This window comes from Novosphingobium sp. BW1 (assembly GCF_008107685.1).
Classification (GTDB): Bacteria; Pseudomonadota; Alphaproteobacteria; order Sphingomonadales; family Sphingomonadaceae; genus Novosphingobium.
The window spans coordinates 55,428-78,522 of the sequence record NZ_VIRF01000091.1; the positions used below are offsets into that span (position 1 = coordinate 55,428).

Genomic DNA, 23,095 nt, shown 5'->3' on the forward strand with positions numbered 1-23,095 from the left:
GCAGGAAAAGCCAGGAAGCCCAAGGGGTTCGCGATGGGAGGCTCAATCGCGATACTACCGGTATGACGCCAACCCCGTCCAGCGGGTGACACGGCACCCTTTGCAAGGCACTGAACTAGCGCAGAAAACGCGCGCAGCACCCGTGCGGACGGTGCATTACAAAATTGCCCCTTGGGGCATGAGTGACGACAACACGCAAGAGCTTGCTCTTGCGCCCGCAAGTCCTGGCCCGGGAGGGTCAAAAGGCTGAAGGTCATGGACTTTTTCTTGTCCTTCTTCGGTCCGGATCGAGGGACTCGGTGTCGGCAAAATCGTGCGTGCAATGGCTGTCCATGAAGTTCCCCGCGTGTCCCCGGGAACTTGCCCCGGTGACGCGCTTCTTCCCCGGCGCGTCTGCGCCGGAGACATGGAGTGCTTCAATGCGCCGCACCAAAAAGATCGACCTGGCCGGGGTCGACATTCCCTCATTGCCCCTGCCCTCAACGGGCGAGAAGCTGATCCACGACAGCGAGGCCCTGGGCCTGGCCCTTCGTCTGCGAGCGTCCGGTTCGAGAACCTGGATCGTGTTTGAAAGCGGCAAAGGTAAGACCCGCCGGAAGACCCTGGGGGATGCCTTCTCTCTTCCCGTTCAGTCCGCGCGGGTGTGCTGCTCGGCGCCCCTGCCCACCCCGCAAAAGGGCAACTCTGGCCTCTATTCCGAGACGGCAAGCGTCGCTGAAGTGATGGCGGGCTATCTCGCTTTCGGAGAAGATCGGCGATGGAAACCATCCACGGGACGGGTCATGGAGGGGGCCGCTCGCCTCCATATTCTTCCCCCGCTCGGTGCTCGCCAGGTGCGAGCGGTCACCCATAGCGAGGTCATGAAATGGCATCAGGAGCTCACCCGGACGACGAGCGCGGCGCGCATGGCGCTCTCGACGCTGTCAGGAATGATGCTCTACGCCGAGGATCATGGACTGCGCAAAGGCGGCTCGAACCCGTGCCGAGGTCTGCGGAAGAAGGCGCGGGGCGAGCGAGGCAGTCACCTCACACCTGCCACCATGCGCCGCCTGTGGAAGGCGATCGAAGGGCACGCCGAGCTCTACCCTGATCCGTGCGACGTCATCCGGCTGCTCCTTCTCACAGGAGCCCGCAAGAGCGAGATCCTGACCCTCGAATGGGATCGTGTCGAAGACGGCCGGGCAGTTCTGGAAGACTCGAAATCGGGGCCGAGGACGGTCTGGCTCTGTGCCCCCGCCGTGGCCATTCTCGATCGGCGGCGTTCCCTGTCCCGCACGCGTTTCGTGTTCCCCGGTATGAACGATGATGCCCCGAGATCGTCGGTGGATTTCGCGTGGAAAAAGATCAGGAAGGCCGCCGGGGTCCCCACGCTGCGGCTCCATGACTTACGCCATCACTTCGCCTCTGTCGGGGTATCGAACGGGCTTGATCTCAGGGTGGTTGGCGCCCTTCTCGGGCACCACGACATAGACAGCACACTCGTCTATGCGCACATGCCGACCTCCGCGATCAAGCGATCCGCAAACCGCGTCTCGCGGCTGATCGATGACGCCCTCTCCGATCCCGGCGCACCCTCACCTACCCGACACCGTCCCTCCCGCGCGCGTTCGCAGCAGCGCGTCCGGTCGTTCGCGGGCACCCTCACGGAGGTGGGAAATGGCTAACCTCAAGACGCAACTGACCGACGCGATCTGCAGCAGAGCTCGACCAGGAGCACGCGAATATGCACTGCGCGACGAACGTCAGGCATGCCTCAGTCTGCGCGTGCGTCCATCCGGCACCAAGACATGGGAAGTGCGGGAACGATCCAATGGCCTTCCTGTAAGATCGACACTTGGGACCTTCCCGGCCATGGGGGTGAAAGCCGCCCGAATGGCGGCGGTCGCATTCCTAGCCGGAGACAGAAAACCCGTCAGGCGATCTGTGACCTTCCGCGAATTGTGCGCCCAGCATGAACTGCGGCATGCGGCAAACCTCAAACCGTCGGGCCTCCGGACCTATCGAACCTACGTCCGGCTGCAACTGCTCCCGGCATTCGGATCATGCCCAATCGATACCATTACCCGCCGCGATGTTGTGTGTTGGTTCGAGCGATACGGGATGACCAGCCCGGGCGGTGCAAACCGGGCACTCGGCATTCTGAGCCATATGCTCACCTCGGCTCAGCGGTGGGACATGCTGCCACCAGACTGGTCGAACCCGGCGGTCGGAATTCGGCTGAACCGGCGGCGCGCTATCGGCACGTTCCTCTCCAGGGCGCAGATGGCCCGCCTCGGCGGCGTCCTTACGCGCAGGTCGAACATCGGTTGTCCTGCGGCGGGTGTCCTCGAAGCCCTGCTCCTCACCGGCTGCCGGGTGGGCGAGATTCTATCCTTGCGCTGGGAGGATGTCCGGCCCGACCGGCTACGGCTTCGAGACAGCAAGACCGGCGCCCGCGATGTTCCGATGGGGACCGCAGCCCGGCGGTTCTTCACCTCGTACAGACGGCGACGAACGGCCGCGCGCGGACGCCACAAGGTCTTCCAGTTCGGAGAGGCCGTACCCTACGAACGGGTCAGGACTGTGTGGCTCTCGGTGCGGAAGGAAGCCCACCTTCCGGGAACGCTGCGCATCCATGACCTGCGGCACAGCTTTGCCAGCCATGCGATCATGGCGGGCGAAAGCCTGTTCACCGTCTCCCGGCTGCTGGGACATAAGCGCATCCAGACGACTGCCCGCTACGCGCACTTGGCAGACAATACGCTCAGGGCCAGCGCCGAACGGATCGGAATGCTGATCCTCGATCAGGTGGAGCCGCCAACGCGGCGGGGCAAAGAGCCAACCACGCCGACGAAAACCGGTGGAGGCGCGTCATGACCAGTAGCGAACATGATCATGCTGAAATGGGTCAGGCCGAGCAGGAGGTGGGTCAAATGATCTGGCTTCGGGCCGCGCCGCGCATGACGCGGCTTGCGACCATCGTCATCCGGCTCAGGCTCTACCGTGGCTGGAGCCCGGAACGGATCTGTCGAAGGCTGCATATCTCACGGCGCCGGTTTCGTCGGCACCTGCTCATAGCGGTGCGGGAGATCGCTCGCGCTGCAGCCGACATCGACAGATAGAAAATAACAACGCCCTTCCAGACGCGGCATTGCGCCCAAGACGTGCATCGTTCGGAAGGGCTTGCTAAGGAAACGCCCGTGAGAACCAATATCGATCACCTTCCTCCGGCAAAGCAACGCGAACTCGAACGTGTTGTCCAGCTCATCTTCGAGGAATTCGAGGATGCCCATTCGCTGGTCACCAGCGATCGCAAGAAGCGCAGCCGCATAAAGAAGATAGTGCTTTACGGCAGCTATGCGCGCGGCGGCTGGGTCGATGAGCCGCACACGGCCAAGGGCTATCAGTCGGATTTCGACATCCTGATCGTTGTCAACGACAGCAAGTTGACTGATCGTGCCGAGCACTGGGCAAAGCTTGACGATCGCCTCCTGCGTGAATTCAGCATTACCGGGAGTCTTCGCACCCCGGTCAACTTCATCGTTCATTCGCTGCAGCAGGTGAATGACGGCCTCGCTCATGGGCGATACTTTTTCATGGATATCGCGCGCGACGGCATCGCCCTGTATGAATCTGACGATGTCGAATTCCACCGGCCGAAGCCGAAGGCGCCACAAGCCGCCCTCAAGATGGCCCGAGAATACTATGACGAGTGGTTTCCGGCGGCGGCTGGTCGGCGTGACACCGCTTTGTATGTCACAAAACAGGGGCGGTTAAAGGAAGCGGTGTTCAACCTGCATCAGGCTGCGGAGTTCCTCTATCATGGCACGCTGCTCGTCTGCACTTTCTACACACCCCACAATCACAACCTCGCATTTCTCAGAACGCGTGCGGAAACGCTGGATCTACGGCTGGTTGATGTATGGCCGAGAGAGAGCCGCAAGGATCGGGCGATGTTCAGCAAGCTCCGGGAAGCCTACGTCAAGGCGCGCTACAGCAAGCACTACCGCATTTCGATCGAAGAGATCGAATGGCTGAGTGAAAGGATCGAGGCGCTGGGACAGGTCGCGAGCGCTGTGTGTGCAGAACGACTTGCCGCTTTGGAAAAGGCGGTGGAACTCGAACGCGGCGTGTGAAAGGCGATCACGCGGCCTGGGCGACACACGGACGTGCTGGAGAGAGCCTGTCCGGCCCTCTCCCCGATCCGGTCAAAACTCGTCGTCGAGTTTGCCGGTGACCGCGTAGACCACCCTGTCAATCATCTCCATCGGCATGGGGCTGTAGTCCCCCTCATCCACCGCGATATAACCGACCTCCCGATCCATGATCACGTACTGCGTGAAGTAACTGCTGCGTGCGCGGTGATGTGCCCGCGTGCAGGCTGCAAAGTAGGCAGCGTTGTCGGCCTGTGCTGTGTTCGAAATCGTGTGCATGCTAGCCTCCTGTCTTCTTGAATGACAGGGGCGCCGGCTCATGCGGCGTGCGGCCGGGTCAAGGACGTCCGGGCACAGCCCGGACGCCGCGCAGCGGTGAGTGGGGGAGCCGATTTTGCCGGGGCCGGAGCGCAGCGCAGCGAAGTGGAGGCAGCGGCAAAATTGGGGGAACCGCTCATCCTTGAGGCGGACGCACGCCGCATGACACCATGGGCATTCTGAGAGAAGTATTCCAACCTCTCGTGCGAGGCGCTGTCCATTGGGGCGGTTTCAGCCCCCTTCCCCGCGCGTGAATCAACGTCTCGTAGTTATGGAGCTCCCCGGTTGCGAGCCGGGGAGCGATGTGCCTGTCAGTCGGCGGGATTCCAGATGATCGCGTAGGTTTCCTCGTTGTCCTGACCGGCGGCACGGCCGAGGTTCGCGTAGAGCCTGCGGGGACCGAACTCGGGAGCCGCCAGGGTCAGGGAAACGTATTCATTGCCGGAAGCTTCGCTGCGCCGCTGCCAGCCTGCGCCGACCTCGACACCCGCGGACGTAACACGGAAATCCGGCTGACTATCGGCAGTCTTGTTGGTGTTGGGCGAAATTTCGATTTCCGCGCGGACGGAAATGGTGCGGAGCTGACCCTTGAAGGTCGAGCCTGAGCGAGTGACGAAACCGATTGCGGGCATATTCTTTCTCCTGATGGTCGCCCGAACCATCCGGGCGATGGGCAGACCGTCGGAGCGGCGCCAGCGCGGCTGCTAACCGTCAGGCCGTAGCGGCAGCGAAGGACCGGAGCCCGCAGGCTTATTTGAAAGCGGAGCGGCCGCGAGGAGCCCGCCAAGGCGGGCGGGGAAATAAGCCGGAGGCGATGGTTTGGCAGACGTGCGTGCTGTTCCAGGTCGTTGCCTTCGGAGCCGATGGCTTCGGGATCATTCAAGTGGAAGGCGAACCTGCATCTCAAAGGCTCTAGATCTGTGCTGCCACATTCAAGAGAAGCACTGCATCATGAGGGCCTCGGTCGGACGGAGCTATGATCGCAAGATCAGGAGCCAGATCCACCCAACTTTTCGAGCATCTGCCGCACGGTGACGATCGGCGTTTCGCGATGCCGACCAAGGCTCAGCAAGTCCGACTTATCGCCTGTGATCAGGTAATCGGCCCGGCCTTCCTGCGCCAATGCGAGAAGATAATTGTCCCAGGGGTCAGGCGAGACATCCAGAGAGGGCAACCGGTCAACCATGTCTGCCAGACCGCGCAGTTCATTGACCAGTCGTCCGGCGATCGCTGGAGCTAGGCGTTCCCGAATTTTAGGATAGCGCGTCACACGTCGCACTTCCTCGAGTTGCTCCTCGCAGCAAAGCAGACGAAAGTGGCCCTGCCGCCAATATCCTAGCAGCTCACTCGGCGGAGAAGTCGCCGACAAGAGGCCGCTCACCAAGACATTGGTGTCGAGAACGATGCGCATGCCTGGGAAATCAGATTGTCAGTTCGATCGCGCCGCGCTGACAGCCTCGTCGATGAGAGCGTCCAGTTCGGCGGCATCGGTATCAGCGAAGGCTTCGCGCGTCTCGGCCATCGTCAAATCCAGCAGCCGCCACTTGACTGCGTCTTCGATGAATTTCGAGAGATCGCCCTTCTTCATGCCGCGCTGGGCGAGATAAGTGCGAAGATCGATGTCCGTGCGGCTATCGACGTTGACCGACCAGCGTGTGATTTCTTCGCCCATGGCGTGCATCTCCTGACGGTAAGCGTATATCAACATAAGCGCTTAAGCGCAATTTTGGGCTGACTATTGGATCGTTGGGACCTCGCCATCAGGGATTTCCGATCAAATGGGGACCCGACGTCATTTAAGGAAGATCCGATTGGCGTCCACGTGGCGGAACGCTTTCGACCTGCAGGTGAGGAGGATGACCTGCATCCGCTTGGCCGCATCCTGCAGGATATCAGTCATCGTCTCAAGACGCGCGTCATCAGAGTAGACCAGCGGATCGTCCAGAATGAGCGATATCGGAGCCCCGTCCTCAAGGAGGAGATCGGCGAAGGCCAACCGCGTCAAGATCGCCAGCTGCTCCTGAGTGCCCCGACTCAGACCGCCACACGCTTCGTCGATGCCTGCTCGCGACACTCCTGCTAACTCGAGCTCATCGCTAAACGAGAGATCACATCCAGGCAGGAGCCGTTGGATGTAACGGCCAGCACGTGCAGTAACAGGCGCAAGGAACCTCCTGGAAGCCTCCTCCGCCGCGTGTGCGAGAGCCTTACGCAGCATGTCTAACGTATCCGCCTCTTGCTTCAAGCGCTCGCAGGCAAAGATGGCGGCCTCTTCCTCGTCGCGGGTCTCGGCAACACGCCCTGCAGGCCCAACTGTGCCTTCCCTCAAAATCGCAGATTCAAGGGTCGCGATCGCTGCGGTTAGTTCGAGGCGCTCCTCGCCTGCGCGCTTAGTCGCACGATCAATGTTCTCAAGGCGACGGCGGATCGCATCGGCATCGAATGCGCTACTCCCCTCGCGAGCGCTTTCCGATGCATCAAGCTTGGCAGCCCGATCACGTTGCGCCTTCTGCAACGCTGCCTCAAGATCATCGCGGCCACCAGCGATGAGGACATTTTGCAAATTCTCGGAGGCGGCATCCGATTCACGAATGGCACCAGCAAGATCGGCATCCGCTTTCGCCTTGTCACGTTCCGCCTTGGACAATGCCTCCCTAGCATCCTCGCGTCTGCCGGATACACTGGCCTCTCGCAGTTTGGCATCGGTCACTGCCGTTTGCAGCGCGTCAATGTCGTCTGTCGGGACCCTCACGTCGGTCAGGACCTCGCCCAGCGATGCAACGTATGCTCGAAGCGCATCGGCCCCAGGAGCAAGCGCGATCGAGGGATCCCCTGGACACATCGCAGCGATCTGCTTTCGCAGCGCAATCAGTTCGCGAGCCGCCGCCGCAGCTCGCTCGTTAAGTGCAATTCCGTCCGAATGCGACTTGATGCCAAGTCGCTTCAGCACCGCGTCCCTCTCGCCCTCCGCCGCAGCAAGGTCCGCCTCAATCGTGAGGCTGGCTCCCTCAGGGGGACGGACGATGATCCCTCCGGCATCGCCCATTTCGAACCGGGTTGCCTTAAAGACATCCACGCTCCCGGCATCTGCCGCCTCGCCATCGATGCGCAGTGACGCCCCTTCAGATAGCTCAACCTCCACCTTAACCACACCAGCCTCGAACCTGGCGCGAGCCTGAATGGCTGCGAGTTCCAATTTCGCCACCAGGTCGAGGTCATCGCCGCCTATCCCACGGGCTGATTCCCCCTCCAATTCCCTCTCACGCTCCTCGAGACCAGCGAGTGCCTTGCGTGCCTCAATCGACCGGCGCGCGCCAGCGGCGGTTGCAAAAACGCGACTGCGCTCGCGAGCAGCGTGCAGCTCCGCGTCGGCCTTTCCGCTTACTTCGCGGGCAGCTTCCAATGCCTGACGTTGTGACTTTTCTTCGTTGCTCGTTGTATCCAGCTTGGACTGAACCTCCTCACGCTTGGACTGAGCTTCCTCAACGAGTGACTCCGCCGTAGCTACACGCTGCTCCGCCCCATCGAGCCGATCAATCCGCAGAGCTGCGCTCTTCACGACCTCATCGGCCCGTCCGAGCTGTGCCTCGGCCGCTGACGAGCGGAGCGCGGCGGTCTCGGCCGTATTAAGATCCGCCTCAAGCTTCTTCCGCTGTGCACTTACCTCAGGATCGACAAGATCGCGCTCCAGTATCTTGAGCCTGGACTTTGCCGTCTCGAGTTCCCCGAGAGTGCTCTCATACTCTCGGAAGTTCGCTTCGGCCGCCTGCCGCGCCTCAGTTGCCGCGGCCACGCGAACTTCAGCCGATGCAAGATCCCCGCGTGACTTCCCGGTTGTCGGAGTGCGGAGAGCGGAATAGGCTACCTCAACATTCGATCGGATTGCGTCGAATCGACGACCACCCGTCACAGCGCCGACCTCCGACTCAAGGACGCCGCGCACGGTGTCCCGCACGATGCGGTTGGGACTCTCGACGGCCAGCGCCGTCGCCTGTTCAACCCAGAGCATACCAAGCGGTCCACGTGTTTCGAGATCGCTGCCGCGGTTGTTCCCGCGCTCGAAGCCCAGAAGTTCCTGCAGGGTCTCCTCCGCCGCATCACTTTCCTTGCGTCCGCTCGACCCTGCAAGCCGGACCGAAGGCGACTTCATGAACTGCTTCTCGAGCGTCCAGGGTTCGCCCCTCACATGGAAGCCGACTGATACGCGCGGCGCTACGTCGTCGCCGATGGGAACGTAGGAGCGGACTAGCTCGGTCTTAGCTGAGTAGCGGATAAAGAAGGCCGCACGGAGGGCCTCCAACAGCGTCGACTTCCCCGTCTCATTGGGTTCAACGACGATATTCAGACCATCCGTGAATCCTTCGATCCGCAAGGGATCTCGAAACTTGCGAAAGTTGGCGACTTCGAGGCTCTTAATGATCATCGCACCGCCTCCGCGTCGAACCGGAGCGCTTCGATATAGAGCCGCTCGAGTGCGGCAGCCGCGATGGCAGCGTCCGGGCCACTGCCTTCAATCCTCGCCCGAAGCGTGGCCGTTGCGTCGGCAAGTGCCCCCTGCACATCGATCCTCGCTACGTCTTCTGCCATCGGCTGTGCGATCAGTTCCTCGGTGGCGAGTTCGAGGTGTCGCACTTCATGAGCCAATCGATCCTCGATGGCTGCGAACATCGCCACGCGGTCGGCCAGGCTCGTGACGCCAGTCAGTTTGAGCGAGAGGAGGACATCTGACAGGCGTGCCTCGAAGCGCAGATCAGAGATCTCCCGATCGAGTTGGTCAATGCTTGCGACGTTCCATCGTCGATCGAGCCAGCGATACCTCCCGGTCTCGATCCGCTTGAATTCGGGGGTCTCGCCCGACCGCACGTCGACGCCGATACAGCCACCGGGTTCCTCACGGCCGAACCTGTCGATCTCAGGAGTGCCGCTGTATGCGGTCCTGTCGCCAACCGTGAGGTAGCCATGCCAATCGCCAAGGGCGAGATAGTCGAGCCCAGCCGACTTCGCTCTGTCGGGCGGGATGATGTTGGAACTCTCACCCGATGCCCCGAACTCGGTGATCGAGCCATGTGCCAGGCCGATCCGCAAGGCGCCGGGCGGGGTCGCCATATCCACCATCGCCGCTGTGGGATCGTTGGTCGTCTTGCGGTGTTCTAGCGGTGCGGGAAGGAGCCAGGCGCCCTCTTCCATTTCTACAGGTTCCGGCACATCCACGATCCGGACGGACGCAGGCGCCTTGGCGCGCACTCGGCTCCAAAGTCCGCCTGCGCGCGCATGGTCGTGATTTCCAGGCATCAGCCACCATGTCACCGGAGCCCGCTCCATTCGTGATAGTGCCTGCATCACGATGCGGTCCCCGGGCTCGACATTGTCGAAGACGTCACCGGCAACGACGATATGTCCAGCACCCACTGTTGCAGCAGTCTCGCCAAGCCGGTCGATCGCGTCGAGCCTGGCCTCGGCAAGTGCGTTCCGAACGTCTGTGGCAAAGCGGCCGAACGGTTTTCCCAGCTGCCAGTCGGCGCTGTGGATGATCTTGAGCATTCCCACGAATCACTCCTTCGCTTCCGTCCGAAAATTGATTGCACGAGAGAGTGACAAAAACTGTCGCCCCTACGTTTTCGCGCACAGGATAGGTGGAAACTATTCGACTATGGTCACGATCACGATGTCGATGAGATCCCGTGCCTGATCGCTTGTCCTGTGCGTGTTGGTGATCCGATAACCATCTCCGTCATTGCGGATGAGAGTGCGTGCGACCGCCTGAAATGCCTCCATCTCGGCGTCGGACCCTCCGGTGGGTTTGAACGAAGCGCCGCTTGGACTACGCCGCACTTGAAAGCCGGTGCCGTTCTCAATCAGGTCATCAAGGTAACTCATCCCCCCCCCCTACGCATATCCAAGCTGCCACCCGCTCACGGCAAGGCCGAGAAAACACGGCGGTATTCGTGGACCATTTCACGCAAGGGAGGCGGCGCCAGCACCTCCACAGCGTCACCCCACGAGTACAGGTGCCAGGTCATCTCCAAGAATCCGGATGCCTTGAACTTCACGACGAGCGAGCCGTCCTCCTCCTCCTCCGTCGTCTGGGTCGGATGGAAGACGTAGCGACGCGCCTGCGCCGCTGCATCCGGCCGGAAGCGCCAGACGACCTCACCAAACTCCTGTTCACTCTCGTAGGAGCCGAACCCCTTCTCGGCATGGCGCTTGAGGTTAAAGCCCGGATCAATCCGGAAGGATCCTGCATGCATCTCGGCTTCGTAGATCTCCTCAACCCGGTAGTGGCGCAGATTGGCTTTAGGCCCCTTGGCCGTATCACGCGCTACCAGATACCGACGAACTCCCAGCAGCAGGCCATGCGGCGCGACGATTCTCTCGCTCGGCTCGTCCTCGTCGCGCTTGCGGTACATGATGCGCAGGAGGCTCGGCCCCTTAAGCGCCTCGTAGATCACCTCGAGAACCTCCTCGTCGGCCGAGGGCTTCGGCCCCGGACGGGCGGCATGGCCCAACGCCTCAAGGATGACCTCCTTGTCGACGTCGAGTTTCGTGCCCTTCTCTGGCGGAATCAGAGCCCTTACCTTCCGTTCCAGGCTGCGAGCATGGGCGGCCTCTTTCGGCATGCCGGCGTGCTCCAGCTGCGTGATCGCCTCGGCGAGGGCGACAAGTTCCTTCGATGACGGGGTCAGAAGAGGAGCGATGGCGCGCGCCGGGATGTTCCAGCGCGCCCGCCGATCGTCACCGATCGAATGATCTGTCTGCGGAAACGCAGCCTGCAGCGCGATGGTCATGCGCTGAGCCGTGCGCTCGGAACACGCGAACTCCTCCTTGATGTCGTCGAGGGTTACGCCCCGACGGCCCGTCGCCAACATGGCGAGCCTCAGCAGTTCCTGTGCTTTCGAGAAGGCGATGACGACAACCCCGTCAGATTTTGACACCCATATATGTTAGATCGATTCAAAAGGGGAATTATAATGCGCATGCTCGACGGAAAGCTTCGACTGTCCGCCTCCGATCTGATGCGGTTCAAGGGGTGCCGACACGCCACGACGCTCGATCTACGGCACATCGAAGTTGGTGACATCGCCCCCTCAGCGGACGGCGACGAAGCAGTCCTTCTCCAACGCCAAGGAGATGCACACGAACTCGCCTTCCTTGAAAGCCTCCGTCAGTCGGGCCGCTCGATCGTCGAAATCGCCAAGGACGGTGTTCCGTTAGAGAAGTCGGTCGAACTCACGACCGCAGCGATGCGCGAAGGTCCCGATGTGATCTTCCAGGGTGCGTTGTTCGGCGGAGCCTGGGGCGGCTACACCGACTTCCTCGAGCGAACCGACACAGCGTCCGCACTCGGGCCTTGGTCCTATGAGGTCGTCGACACAAAGTTGAAGCGCAAGCCCGATCCCAAGCACGTCCTTCAGCTTTCGCTGTATTCCGACCTCCTGACAGACGTGCAGCAGGTGCGTCCCGAGGCTGCTCACCTTCAGCTCGGCGACGGATCGCGGTTCTCCGTCCGGCTGACCGATGTCGCCTCCTACGCACGACATGCCCGGGGGGTATTAGAGACGTTCCTCGAGGATCGACCGGAAACCCGGTCAGAACCTGTCTCTGGCTGCGGCCTCTGCAGATGGAAGGATCATTGCCGGTCCGAATGGGAGCGAGCCGACAGTCTGTCGCTCGTAGCGGGCATTACCAAATCCCAGCGCGGAAAGCTCGAGGCGTTCGGCGTGACGACCCTGAACGGCCTCGCGGACATGGAGCGCAAGGTCCCCAAACTGTCCCCGGAGGTCCAATCTCGTCTGACAACCCAAGCGAAACTCCAGAGAAAGCGCCGCGAAGGGGGACCGCCTGGCTTTGAGCTGCGCGACTTCCAACTTGGTAAGGGGTTCGGCCTGATGCCTCAGCCGGATGAGGGGGACCTGTTCTATGACATCGAGGGGGATCCCTATTACGAGGGCGGCCTGGAATATCTCCATGGCGTCTGGTTTCGCGACAATGGCGAGTGGACGTTCCGCGCGTTCTGGGCGCACGACCGCGAGGCGGAGGGCCGTGCGGTTGCCGAGCTGCTGGAATTCTTCGTCCAGCATCTACGGACGCACCCGCTGGCCCGGATCTACCACTACGCCAACTACGAGATCGCAGCGCTCCGACGGCTGACGGCAGCACATCGCGTTGGCGAGGCTGCTATGGACCAGCTCCAGCGCGAACGGCGCTTCGTCGACCTGTTCAAGGTCGTCTCCGGTTCGCTGATCGCATCGGAGAAGGGATATTCGATCAAGGATCTCGAGGCTTTCTACATGCCGAAGCGCGAGGCGGACGTCGCCACCGCCGGTGCGAGCGTCGTCTTCTACGAGAACTGGCGAGAGACGGGCGACGATCAGCTTCTCGACAAGATCTACGACTACAATCGGACCGACTGCATCTCCACACAGCTCCTGCGGGATTGGCTCTTGAAGGACGTCCGTCCCGCCGAGATGCCCTGGCCGCGCCTCGGTGAGGTTCCGGATGGAGGCGCCCTCTCGAACGTCGCGACCGAAGATGAGGAAGTGGAGGCGCTCAGAGCGCGGCTCGGGCCTGTTCGGTCTCGGTTGGGCGTTGAGGTCGCCGACTTGCTCCTTGATCTCAACTTCTTCCACAAGCGGGAAGACAAGCCTGCGTGGTGGGCGATCTTCGACCGTCTTGCACAGGAAAGCGAGGACCTGATCGATGACCTCGAATGCATCCAGGGGCTGGAGGCGGTTGGCGAACCGGTAAAGGTCACCGCGAAGTCGTTCGAGAGGACTTACCGCTTTCCACTACAGGAGACGAAGCTCCGCGCCGGAAAGAAGCCGTGTGTAAAACCCGCGGCCATGCCGGAAGATGTCGACCTGCGCGAGCTTGATGCTGCATCGGGCACCCTTGTGCTACGCCGGTCGACTACGAAAGGCCCCCTGCCCGATCAACTCGACCTGATACCTGGCAAGCCGATCGCAAACGGCACGCTCCGCAATGCTGTAGCTACGGTCATCGAAGAGATCATCCAGGACACGGGTCGAGCGCGAGCGATTGAACAGCTGCTCACGCGCGCCCTTCCTGAGTTCTCGGGCGGCCCCCGACCCGGAGGGATCATAGACACCGAAGGCGATCTTCCAACACAGACCAGTAGCGCGATCGCCGATATGGCTGCAACTACGCTCGCAATCCAGGGGCCGCCGGGAACTGGCAAGACCTATGTGAGCGCAATGTCGATTGTGGATCTAGTCCGTTCCGGAAAGCGGATCGCCGTCTCGTCCAACAGCCACAAGGCGATTGGCAACCTGTTGGAAGCCATCGCGGACCGGGCGACAACCGAGGGTGTGAGTTGTCGCGTGGTTCAAAAGGCAAACGACGATGGCGATGACGACGCCCATCCGGGGATCACGCTGGTGCAGAACAACGATGCGCCAGAGATCGCAAGTGCCCATGTCATGGGAGCAACCGCTTGGCACTTCGCGCGCTATGACGCCCCCGCATTCGACTATCTGTTCGTCGACGAGGCAGGGCAGGTTTCACTTGCAAACATCATGGCGATGTCCAGGGCTGCTCGCAACCTCGTCCTCGTAGGTGATCCGATGCAGCTGCCCCAACCGCTTCAGGGGACCCATCCTGGCCGCAGCGGGGAATCCTGCCTGGAGTATCTGATCGACGGCCACCGGGTCGTGCCGGGCGACCGGGGCATATTCATGCCGGTCAGCCGCCGGATGCACCCTTCAATCTGCGGCTTCATCTCGGCTGCTGTCTACGAGGACCGGCTCCATCCTGACGAGGCGGCAGGCAAGCAGTCTCTCAACGCCGCCGACGGAACCTCGCTCTTAGGTTCCGGCGTCCGATCCATCGCCCACACCGGACGATCCCAAGTCTGCCCGGAGGAGATAGAGGCCATTGAGAAGCAGATCTCCAAGGTCCTCGGGTCGACCTATCACGGACGCGATGGAGCGGAGCGCATCGTCGGCCACTCGGACATCCTCGTGGTAGCACCCTACAATGCTCAGGTAAACGCACTGCGGGCTGCGCTTCCGCCCGGTATCCGCGTCGGGACGGTCGATCGGTTCCAGGGCCAGGAGGCTCCGGTCTGCCTGGTGTCGATGACGACGTCCAGCGGCGAGGAGTTGCCGCGCGATATCGACTTCCTCTTCTCTCTAAACCGCATCAACGTCGCGGTATCCCGTGCACAGGCGTCCGCTGTCGTGTTCGCAAGTCCGCTTCTGCTCGAAACGCCGTGTCGCACCGTTCCCGAGATGATGCTGGTGAATGCACTTTGTTTGCTACGTGAGCATGGAGGTGACAGCTTCTGACACCCACGTATGCGAATCTACCTTTCATCGAATGAAGGAGATCGAAAATGGGTTTCTCGAGCATCGGACTGCGCCACATCGTCGACGTCGACGGTCAGCTTCTCGGCTTCGACGAAGAGATGATCGACACCGCATCGCTCCTCGTGCGGGCAAACTGCCCTACGGACAGCCTCATCTGGATGGTCCATGCCGGGGAGCGAGTCTCTATCCAACCCAAGCAGTTTATCCGCCTATCCGAACACGACGTGGTGTTCTTCGAGACCTCGTCCGCTGCGAACTGGTCGCCCTTCGAGCTGATGGCGGCCTAATTCCTTAACAGTCACGCGATCAGGATGTTCTGCCAGATGCTTCTCACTACCGGGGTAGGACCACCCGGTTGAGGCAAGCATCTGGTTCGAATTAGGCGGCTGCAAACGGGCTACTGAGCGCGAAAGCGTTGGGTTCTTTGGCACGACTGCTCTCGGCGATGTTGCGTTCCGCATTGCCACAGATGTTCTCACCGAGATGTTGACCACAGATCTAGAAGGTATCGAGCCGGACATCGAGCTTAAGACGAAGCAATACAGCGAGGTTTTGCGAAGCGGCTGGAAAGAGAGACGCCGGCCCTGATCCCCTCGGAAGAACCCAGCGCATAGATCGAAATCGTGAAACGATGAACTCTGACAAGACTTTTTGGACACGATGTCAGCTGCCAACTGGCCTAAGCTCATCCACATCAAAGTCACGAAAACCTATGTCACCGCTGCCGTTCAACATATCGCTAGCCAGTGCGCGTTTCCGCTCAAGCAGTTCGTCCAGCTTGACGTCGAACGTCTTGAAGTCGGAGGCCGACACCGTCGGATAGTAGACGAAGACATCTCTCGTCTGCCCAATGCGGTAGGCTCGATCGGTGGCCTGGTCCTCCTTGGCCGGATTCCATGTCCGGGTGAAATGGATCACGTGATTGGCGGCCTGCATGTTGACGCCAAAACCGACTGCAACCGGCGATAGGACGATCACGCCGAAGCCAGGTCGCTGCTGGAAGGCATGGATCCTCTTTTGCCTGCTGTCGATGCTGCTCGCCACAGCGGTCGTTTCACCATTAATGATGTCGACCGGAATGCCGAAAGCCTCCCTGACGTAGTGGCGGATGAGGCGCTGGATCGCCTTGAACTCGCAGAATACTATGGCTTTTTCGCCGCGGCTGCGGATGACGTCAAGCGTATCAAGGAGCCAGTCAAGCTTGGGCGAACGCGTCCGGTAGCTCTCTATCGCATCGAGCGTCCCACCGGCAGATTCATCAGGATCGGAACATAGGAGCCGGAGCTTGTGCAGAAGTGCAAGATGGCTGCCCGGCGCAGCGCCAGATCGCCGGAAAGCGTCAATTGCCCCAACATAGAGGCCGCGCTGGAACGGGCTCATCGTGAGACTGCGGCTCTCCTCATCAATGCGCTTGTCCTTTAGGTCGGTCGCGACATCGGCCTTCATGCGGCGCAGCAACTGCGGGGTTATCACACCACGAAGCTCCTCCACCTTGAGCCGATCATCGTCGCTCTTTGCCTCAATGGGACGACGATATGTCGCCCCGAACTCGTTCAGGGCGCCGAGAAGACCAGGCTGCACGAAGTCGAACAGGCACCACAGGTCCACAAGGCTGTTCTCGACCGGCGTCCCGGTACAGGCGATGCGAAACCTCGCCTGCTGCTTCTTGGCCGCACGCGTCATGGCTGCGTTGGGGTTTTTTATTTTCTGGGCCTCATCGCAGACCATCACCGACCATTTCTCGCGCGCGAACGAGAATTCGAGGTCACGAAGCGTCTCGTAGGTAGTGAGGACGAGGTCTGCCTCCCCACGCCAGTCCGGGCGAAGGAAGCGCACCAGCCCCTCGCGGCGCAATTGCTCATCAACCGACGACCGTTCGACCCTCAGACCAGCAAGCCCCTCCCCATAAGCCATGAGGATCTTCAGAGTACCGGGCTCGAGGAACTTTTCCGCCTCTTCCTTCCAATTCTCCAGAAGTGAAAGCGGCGCGACGACTAGAGCGGGCGGTGTGTCACGATCATCTTCCCTCGCCCGCGCGACGAGGCTGAGGATTTGAAGCGTCTTTCCAAGACCCATATCGTCCGCCAGTAGCGCCCCCCTGCATTTGTCGGGGGCAAGCGCAAGAAGGTGCTGCATCCATGCAAGACCCTCAAGCTGGTGCTGCTTTAGCGCAACGCCGAGGCGGAGTCCGGATGGCAGTCGGGCTGGAGAGGGTTTTTCGGCGAGCGCTGCCAGTCGCTCCTCCTTGTAGTCCACCTGGCCGATGTTGCTCTTCAGGATCAAGGTCGGCTTCTTGCCGCGACGGATGGGCGTGTCCGGCTTGAACGTGCCCTTCGCCGACTGGTCACGAACCTGCCCGAAGGTCGAGACGATCGCCTCTGCCTCACGCACCGGGATCGGCGTCGGGCAGCCGGTCAACGGAACGGAGGAGGCCCCGGTCAACTTGGCTGTCTCGAGGCCTTCGCGAAGCTCTGCGGACAGCTCATCGGTAAGCGGCAGGATGCAGGGCTGCTCGGTCTCTGGATCGGCCCAGCCGATCATCGGCACGAGGTTTTCGGGAAACCACCCGTCTCCTTCGTCGCGCTTGGCGATGTGCGGGGAGTAGAAGGACTTCTCCTGACCGATACCCTCCACGCGCTCCGAGTAACCTGAAAGATCGTAGATCTGTCCATGCGTGATGACACCGCTTTCCCTATGGCCAAGCGCCCGGCGCAACGCATCGCAGTGCAGCCGGCTGTCGCCATCCAGTTCGAACTCGTATTCGTCCCATGCAAACAGTTGCAGACCGCGCTCCAGGTTTCCTTCGACACCTTCGACGAACTCGGTCACATCGGCTTCCTCGAGCGCGACTTCTCGCGTCTCGAGCGTGTCGCCGGTCCCGCTAGTGATGAGCAGTCCCAGTGCACCTTCTCCATGCGTTTCAGGTGTCACGGCTGCGAAGCGCTCGAATACAATGTCTGCCTGCTGCTTGGCCTTCTCGAATTGATCCTCGTCCACGACAGCGGCAGCGTCAGGTCCCAATGCCGCGATGGGATTGAGGAGAAACGCCTGAGCACGCTCGCCGGCCACGCGCCGACCGGGCATGCGCTTCACCTCTTTAAGAACCGTACCGACTTCCGGGGAGATCATGACCTGGATGATCCCGTCCGGCGTCGTCAGATCATATCGGTCTCGCACCTGGGCCGAGCGGTCAAAGACATCCAACCAGTCTGCGGGCGCACCCTCAAACCAAGGCTCGACTTCGACGAGACCCAAGTCTTCGGACCGACGCAACGCCATTTGCAATCGATCCGGCGTGAGGACTACGGTTCGGTAGAGAAAATCGTCAAGAGTTGCGCCTGCAGCGAGAGCAAGTTGGCGGATTTCGCCCCAAGTCCTCCGCTGATTGGCTTCGTCCCGATCACCTTCTGAGCGACGCGCAAACCGACGGATGCACTCGATGAGCGCCCACACGCTGGGTGAAACGAGCCGGAAGTCATCATCGACGTCCAGAACACCTCCTCGTAGCCTCACACTCGAAAGCGGACGCCGATCGCCGTCGAGCCAACCGTCTATGGCTACTGTAAAGTCCCGGTCCGTCAGGGATTTCCTGCTGACGATGCGCGGCACAGCAGATGTGAATGGCGGAAGGTCGAGTATCGCCAGCTCGTTCGCCGCGTCATCGTCCTCCAACATTGCGTACAGTTGCAGCCAATTCAAGCGATAGCCATCGTCCAGTCGTTCAGCGAGGCCCTCGTCCACCAACTGGTCCAGAAGCGCGACCGCAGCTTTCCGCTTGGGCGTCTCCCCACTGCCGCACATCAGCAAAAGACCGCCATCCTCGACGAGGACCGACGGCTTGAGCGTTTCCTCAACGACCGGCTTGGCCGGCTTCCTACCCCAGATCATGAACGGAGATACCAAGCGCCGCGCCGCTCGGCCCAGGCGAAGTTGCGCTGCGTCAGTTCAGAAGTAGCTGGACCGAAGCGTGGGGCATAAGCCCACAGCGAGCCCCCCTTGTCACGAGAGTCAGCGGACTTGATCCCGTGCTTAGCGAAGAAGGCGAAGAGCTCCGCATCGCTGACGGGCCGCCTGAAAGTCGGCGCCGAGCGTGCCGGTGGAGAACTTGGTGCGCTCGTCGAGGACGGACGAGCGCTGTAGGAAGCCGCTGAAGAGGTGCGCGCGGGCGCCGCGGAGAGGCGTGAGATGAGACGATCGGCCTTGCGCTCCCAGCGTTCACCTACACCATCCTTGTGGATGATGCGCGCCACATTGCTGGGATGCTTGAGCGCGGACTTGTTGCCAGCCACCTGGTGCTTCGAGAGATCGAACGGCAGCTTGGCAGCGTCAAAGGCGAACATCGCATTGCCCTCCTCGCCGAACTCTACAAAGACGTGGCCACCGATGCGCATAATGAACGCATTGTTGCTCGATACGCCTCCACTCGTGAGGCTCAACAAACGGCCCTTCATCATCTGCCGGAGAGTTTTGAAGCCGGGGCGCGGGTCACGATAGGCGGCGTCGCCCAATGCGAAGTGCATGTCGGTGATCTGGTCAACATGGCGCTTCCAGAAATTGATGCGTCGTTGATCGTTGATGCCATCGGCCGAGAGCAGATTGAAGAAGTCCTCGATGAGCCGGAGCTTGTGCCAAGACGACACCATCTTGCGCGTGTCCGGACGGACGCGCGTCCACTGTGTGTCGTTCCTTTCCAGCCACGGATTCCCCCATCTGCCAACGGAGGTCTCGCAAAGCGCCGGTTCAACCTCGATCGACGAGCAATCGGCATACCTGTCCAGAACACGGGCGAGCCCCCGATCGGCGAGCACGTCATGTTCGCCGATGAGAGTGATAACCCGCGGGAGAACATCACGGACCTTTCCGTCGTCGAACCTGACTGCAGCGTCGATCTGTGCCTCGAATATCCTTTTTCCAATCCACGATGAATCGCCAGCGGAAAGCTCGCGGCGTAAAACCTCTAGCGGATCACCTTCTCCGGTCAGCAACTCCGCGCCATAGCGCGTGCAGGGATCGTCGGTGAGAAGGTTTGAATGTTCATCGATCGTGTCGAGCCAGTCCGGCGTCTGCCCAGCACGTTCGAGCACAGGGAGATTGTCGTTGAGATACTCCCTTAGCAGCCGCCAATTGTGGTCGCCGTTACCTTGGGCATTTCCTGGATCGTAGTTCACATATCCGTCGAGCAGTCCCCGCCAGCACCGTCGATAGGGTCTGGGCATTATTCGAAAGCCATCGACCTCCGCCAGAAGCGGCTTGAAACGGTCTCCGTCCTCGATGAGGGGCGGTTGGGTCCGGTCGCCCAGACGTGTCCCCCAGCATACCAATCGCGCTGACCGGACATTATGAAGCTTCCCGGTTTCTCGGAACTTCAAGACCTCCGCTTGGATGCGATCGTTTGAGACGCCAGAGCCCGCACCAGCGCCGCCGAGCATCGCCTGAAGGGACTTAACGTGTCCCTTCAGAACGCGCAGTTCCGGTTCAGGCATGTCGCGAAATGCCGCGCTGGCGGCAACCGCCAAGCGCTCCTGAAGTCTGATCATGCGAGGGCTCAGAGGGCGCATGTACCGAATTCGCCTTCGAATGCATTCACTGGGACGGATGTAGGTTCGTCGACGCCAAAAAACTCCAGCCGCAACTCGATGCGTCGACTTGCATCGAGGGACGCCTTTGCGGAATTCGATGAATAGCCGCCGACAAGGAACAGTCTCCGGATCTCTTCGAGCTCGCGCCGATCCATCGGTCGTTCACCTCCCTGGGGTCTGGCCATCAACGCGCACAGCACACGCTGGCTGCGCTGTAGGCTGAGATTCAGGTTGTAGAGGTAACTTCCGCGGCGATCCGTGAAACCCTCGACCACGATCCGCTTGAGCCAGCGCTGCCCGCCCTTGTCGCGTGCGATGGCGAGAACCTCTGGGACGAACGACCTCAGGAGCCGTTCCTGTTCCGGACTGAGCGAGTTGCTCGCGGAATCGAACCGCGCACGATCGCCAAAGTCGATCACCTTGCGATTGCGATCAACGCGGATGCCTTGCTTCTTGGCTGCTTTATCAATGCGATTGAGAAGCTTGACGATCTCCGCCTGTCGCTCCGCCTCGAGCTGGTCGCGCTGTGTGATCGTCCGCGTCACCGCGAGAAGAGCCACGCTCATGACGAGGAGGAAGAGGACCATTAGGGCAGTCATCAAGTCGGCGAACGAGATCCAAAAAGGCTTCTCGCCCTCCTCGCGACCACGATGCCCCATTGAAACGCGCTGGAACATTCAGATCATGCCGCCTGGCGGCCACCGGAGGGGAGAGCGAACTCCAGTTCTTGGATCGCTTCCTTGAGAAGGCCGGTGGCTTGCGTGAGCTCGGAGTGAAACTGCCGGTTTGCCTCAACGACCGTGCTGCGCATGCCTTCGGAGAACTTCTCGTGTGATTCGCCGATGACCTCAGCAACCTCGTCGAGGAATTCATTCGCTTCAGCTTGGGCAGCGACCAGTTTCTGAGTGGCACCCTCGATGCGATTGAGCACATCCGCTGTCAGGCTTGCCTCACGAGACGCGTTCTCCACCGTGCCGCGCAAATCCTGGACCATAGCCGCCACGGCATCGCGCGCTGAACGGTAGTCGGAAACCACGGAGTCGAGACTGCGAGCCGCACCAGTGACGCTGCCGGCCGCTTCCGAAAGACCTGTCGTGACGTTCGCGATACGATCGAATCCACTGACAACGTCGCGCCCGGAGCTCTCAAACTTGTTGGCGGCCGCAAGGAGTGTGTCCGCGCCCCCGTTGAGGCGAGCGAAGGCATCACGGGTCGCGCTCTGAACGCCTGCCGTCATCTCCTGGATCGCCACGACAAGACCGTCAACATTGCTCGAGATTTCTCCCACCGCTTCCCGCATCTGCCCGACATGACCTGCTGCGGCCTCTGCCCGCCGACCATCTTCCTCCGCCTGCAGCCTCGATCTGTCGGCAGCCTGTCGTTCCAACGCAGAGATGGTCTGAGCCATTGTGTCACCGAGGGTGGTGAGCATATCCTGGACACGGTTCTGGGTCGCCTCCTGCATCTCTCCGGTCGAAGACTTGATCTCGTCGATGACGGTCCGAAGCTCGTCAGACATCGCAGCCTGCTTGGCCTCGACTGCCTGGACGACCTCGATAAGCTTAGCGGACATGGTATCGGAAGCCCGTGTGCCTGCTGCCTCGACGGTGGACGTCAGATCCTGCAGTTTAGAAACAGCTGTCTGCATCGCATCGATTGTGCGCTGTTGCATGTCCCCGATACCGGAGAGTTGGCTTCCAAACATGTTCTCCAATCGGTCGCTGAAGCTCGCCAGTACGTCGGTCAGCAGCTTGGTAACGGCCGACGATTGATCCTGGCTGACCTGGCCTACCGCGCCAGCGATTTGGTCAAGTGGCGCTTTCAGCGCCTCGGTAAGAGCCCCGGCTATCGTCGTGCCAAGTTCATTTGACCTCTGCACTGTTGCAGCGATCTGCCGAACGGCCAGATCGGTCAGGATCTCCTTCAGGTCGGATACTAGGGCATCCTTTAGGATACGGGTCTGGCTTGCCGATTCCTCCGACGAGTTTACGAGCCGGGCGAGATACTCCTCGCCAGCGCCAGCCTCGTAGGTCGCGTCGATTTCATGCGCGAGCTGAGTCACTTTGCGGTAGAGGCTATTGAGCCGAAATTTCTCGAGCCCAGTGGTCAGCATTGCAAGCACGATCGCGAACGCGGACACGACGAAGGCCTCGCTGACGCCATGGAGCAACGCGGTCAGGCTGTTCCGAACGACGCCGGAGTCATCTGAAATTTGGAATGAACTAAGCCCGGTGAGCAGGCCCGTAAATGTGCCGATGATTCCGACACCGGTGAAGATGCCCGGCAGGTGCTTGAAGAATTCCGCGTGGACCCGGTTGTCGACAACCGCATGAGGAGAGAAGAACATCTCCGCCGGCACGGTAGAGCGGATCGCCTTTTCGACCATTTCCCCAGACTGGGTGTCGATATCCTTCTGGACATGGAGCGTCTCTTGGTATTCGTTCCATATGGCGGCGATCGCGGGATCAGGGTCGAAGCACTTTGAAAGGTCGTGTGAACCGCGCTCCCGCGTCGCCTCGACGGTCTCAATGATTTGCTTCAGGCTTGTATCAAGCCGCTTCGCCGGAACGAAGAAGTAGCGGACGAAGGCAAACCCGAGGCTCAGAAGAATCAAGAAAACAAACACCGGTATCACCGGAATTCCGAAAAACTCCATCTCGTCCATTTCCCCCTGCCGTCGAGCTGCTACCGAGAATCCCATGTAGGGACGGATCGACGTACCATGTTGCGATATTACCAC

18 protein-coding genes are annotated in these 23,095 nt (G+C 60.9%); 6 read left to right on the plus strand and 12 right to left on the minus strand.

Annotation, left to right across the window (positions count from 1 at the left end):
* The first annotated feature begins 419 nt into the window (after positions 1-419).
* From FMM79_RS19180 to FMM79_RS19195, 4 genes are all read left to right on the plus strand, one after another.
* A complete protein-coding gene (locus FMM79_RS19180) occupies positions 420-1,664 on the plus strand; it encodes a site-specific integrase (RefSeq protein WP_162528556.1) in 1,245 nt (414 codons plus the stop codon).
* A complete protein-coding gene (locus FMM79_RS19185; protein WP_162528557.1) occupies positions 1,657-2,856 on the plus strand; it encodes a site-specific integrase in 1,200 nt (399 codons plus the stop codon). The genes FMM79_RS19180 and FMM79_RS19185 overlap by 8 nt, the downstream gene beginning before the upstream one ends.
* Complete coding sequence (locus FMM79_RS19190; protein ID WP_148629087.1) at positions 2,853-3,101, plus strand: helix-turn-helix domain-containing protein; 249 nt, start codon at positions 2,853-2,855, stop codon at positions 3,099-3,101. The genes FMM79_RS19185 and FMM79_RS19190 overlap by 4 nt, the downstream gene beginning before the upstream one ends.
* 78 nt (positions 3,102-3,179) lie before the next feature.
* Positions 3,180-4,115: a nucleotidyltransferase and HEPN domain-containing protein gene (locus FMM79_RS19195; protein ID WP_148629089.1), complete on the plus strand. Its 936-nt coding sequence runs from the start codon at positions 3,180-3,182 to the stop codon at positions 4,113-4,115.
* Between the two features lie 72 nt (positions 4,116-4,187).
* Here the strand turns inward: FMM79_RS19195 and FMM79_RS19200 are convergent, their stop codons facing one another.
* The 8 genes from FMM79_RS19200 to FMM79_RS19235 form a co-directional block, all read right to left on the minus strand.
* Complete coding sequence (locus tag FMM79_RS19200; RefSeq protein WP_148629091.1) at positions 4,188-4,412, minus strand: hypothetical protein; 225 nt, start codon at positions 4,410-4,412, stop codon at positions 4,188-4,190.
* A 350-nt stretch (positions 4,413-4,762) separates the two neighbouring features.
* On the minus strand, positions 4,763-5,083 hold the full coding sequence (locus FMM79_RS19205; protein WP_067734781.1) for a DUF736 family protein: 321 nt from the start codon (positions 5,081-5,083) through the stop codon (positions 4,763-4,765).
* A gap of 356 nt (positions 5,084-5,439) precedes the next feature.
* Positions 5,440-5,862: a putative toxin-antitoxin system toxin component, PIN family gene (locus FMM79_RS19210; RefSeq protein ID WP_148629092.1), complete on the minus strand. Its 423-nt coding sequence runs from the start codon at positions 5,860-5,862 to the stop codon at positions 5,440-5,442.
* A gap of 18 nt (positions 5,863-5,880) precedes the next feature.
* Positions 5,881-6,123, minus strand: coding sequence for a ribbon-helix-helix domain-containing protein (locus FMM79_RS19215; protein ID WP_148629094.1), 243 nt, complete (start codon positions 6,121-6,123; stop codon positions 5,881-5,883).
* 120 nt (positions 6,124-6,243) lie between these two features.
* Positions 6,244-8,874, minus strand: coding sequence for an AAA family ATPase (locus FMM79_RS19220; RefSeq protein ID WP_148629096.1), 2,631 nt, complete (start codon positions 8,872-8,874; stop codon positions 6,244-6,246).
* Positions 8,871-9,992, minus strand: coding sequence for a DNA repair exonuclease (locus FMM79_RS19225; RefSeq protein ID WP_148629131.1), 1,122 nt, complete (start codon positions 9,990-9,992; stop codon positions 8,871-8,873). The genes FMM79_RS19220 and FMM79_RS19225 overlap by 4 nt, the downstream gene beginning before the upstream one ends.
* A 99-nt stretch (positions 9,993-10,091) precedes the next feature.
* Positions 10,092-10,328, minus strand: coding sequence for a hypothetical protein (locus FMM79_RS19230; RefSeq protein WP_148629098.1), 237 nt, complete (start codon positions 10,326-10,328; stop codon positions 10,092-10,094).
* Positions 10,329-10,363: 35 nt separating this feature from the next.
* The gene (locus FMM79_RS19235; RefSeq protein WP_240339314.1) at positions 10,364-11,383 is read right to left on the minus strand and encodes a YafY family protein; all 1,020 of its coding nucleotides are present in this window, start codon (positions 11,381-11,383) and stop codon (positions 10,364-10,366) included.
* A 36-nt stretch (positions 11,384-11,419) separates the two neighbouring features.
* Here FMM79_RS19235 and FMM79_RS19240 point away from each other — a divergent pair, with 36 nt between their 5' ends.
* Together FMM79_RS19240 and FMM79_RS19245 are read left to right on the plus strand one after the other, a co-directional pair.
* Entirely contained in the window at positions 11,420-14,755 is a 3,336-nt protein-coding gene (locus tag FMM79_RS19240) for a TM0106 family RecB-like putative nuclease (protein WP_148629100.1), read from the plus strand.
* Between the two features lie 47 nt (positions 14,756-14,802).
* Positions 14,803-15,063, plus strand: a complete 261-nt coding sequence (locus FMM79_RS19245) for a hypothetical protein (RefSeq protein WP_148629101.1) — start codon at positions 14,803-14,805, stop codon at positions 15,061-15,063.
* 376 nt (positions 15,064-15,439) lie between these two features.
* Here the strand turns inward: FMM79_RS19245 and FMM79_RS19250 are convergent, their stop codons facing one another.
* Genes FMM79_RS19250 through zorA form a run of 4 tightly spaced genes read right to left on the minus strand, consistent with a single transcriptional unit; the run spans position 15,440 to position 23,020 of the window.
* Positions 15,440-18,679, minus strand: coding sequence for a DEAD/DEAH box helicase (locus FMM79_RS19250; RefSeq protein WP_162528558.1), 3,240 nt, complete (start codon positions 18,677-18,679; stop codon positions 15,440-15,442).
* Positions 18,661-20,313 carry an EH signature domain-containing protein gene (locus FMM79_RS19255; protein ID WP_162528559.1) on the minus strand — a complete coding sequence of 551 codons (1,653 nt, stop codon included), beginning with the start codon at positions 20,311-20,313 and terminating at the stop codon, positions 18,661-18,663. The genes FMM79_RS19250 and FMM79_RS19255 overlap by 19 nt, the downstream gene beginning before the upstream one ends.
* Before the next feature lie 8 nt (positions 20,314-20,321).
* Positions 20,322-21,032 carry an OmpA family protein gene (locus tag FMM79_RS19260; protein ID WP_148629106.1) on the minus strand — a complete coding sequence of 237 codons (711 nt, stop codon included), beginning with the start codon at positions 21,030-21,032 and terminating at the stop codon, positions 20,322-20,324.
* A gap of 5 nt (positions 21,033-21,037) precedes the next feature.
* Positions 21,038-23,020: an anti-phage ZorAB system protein ZorA gene (gene zorA / locus FMM79_RS19265; RefSeq protein ID WP_162528560.1), complete on the minus strand. Its 1,983-nt coding sequence runs from the start codon at positions 23,018-23,020 to the stop codon at positions 21,038-21,040.
* Positions 23,021-23,095: the final 75 nt, after the last annotated feature.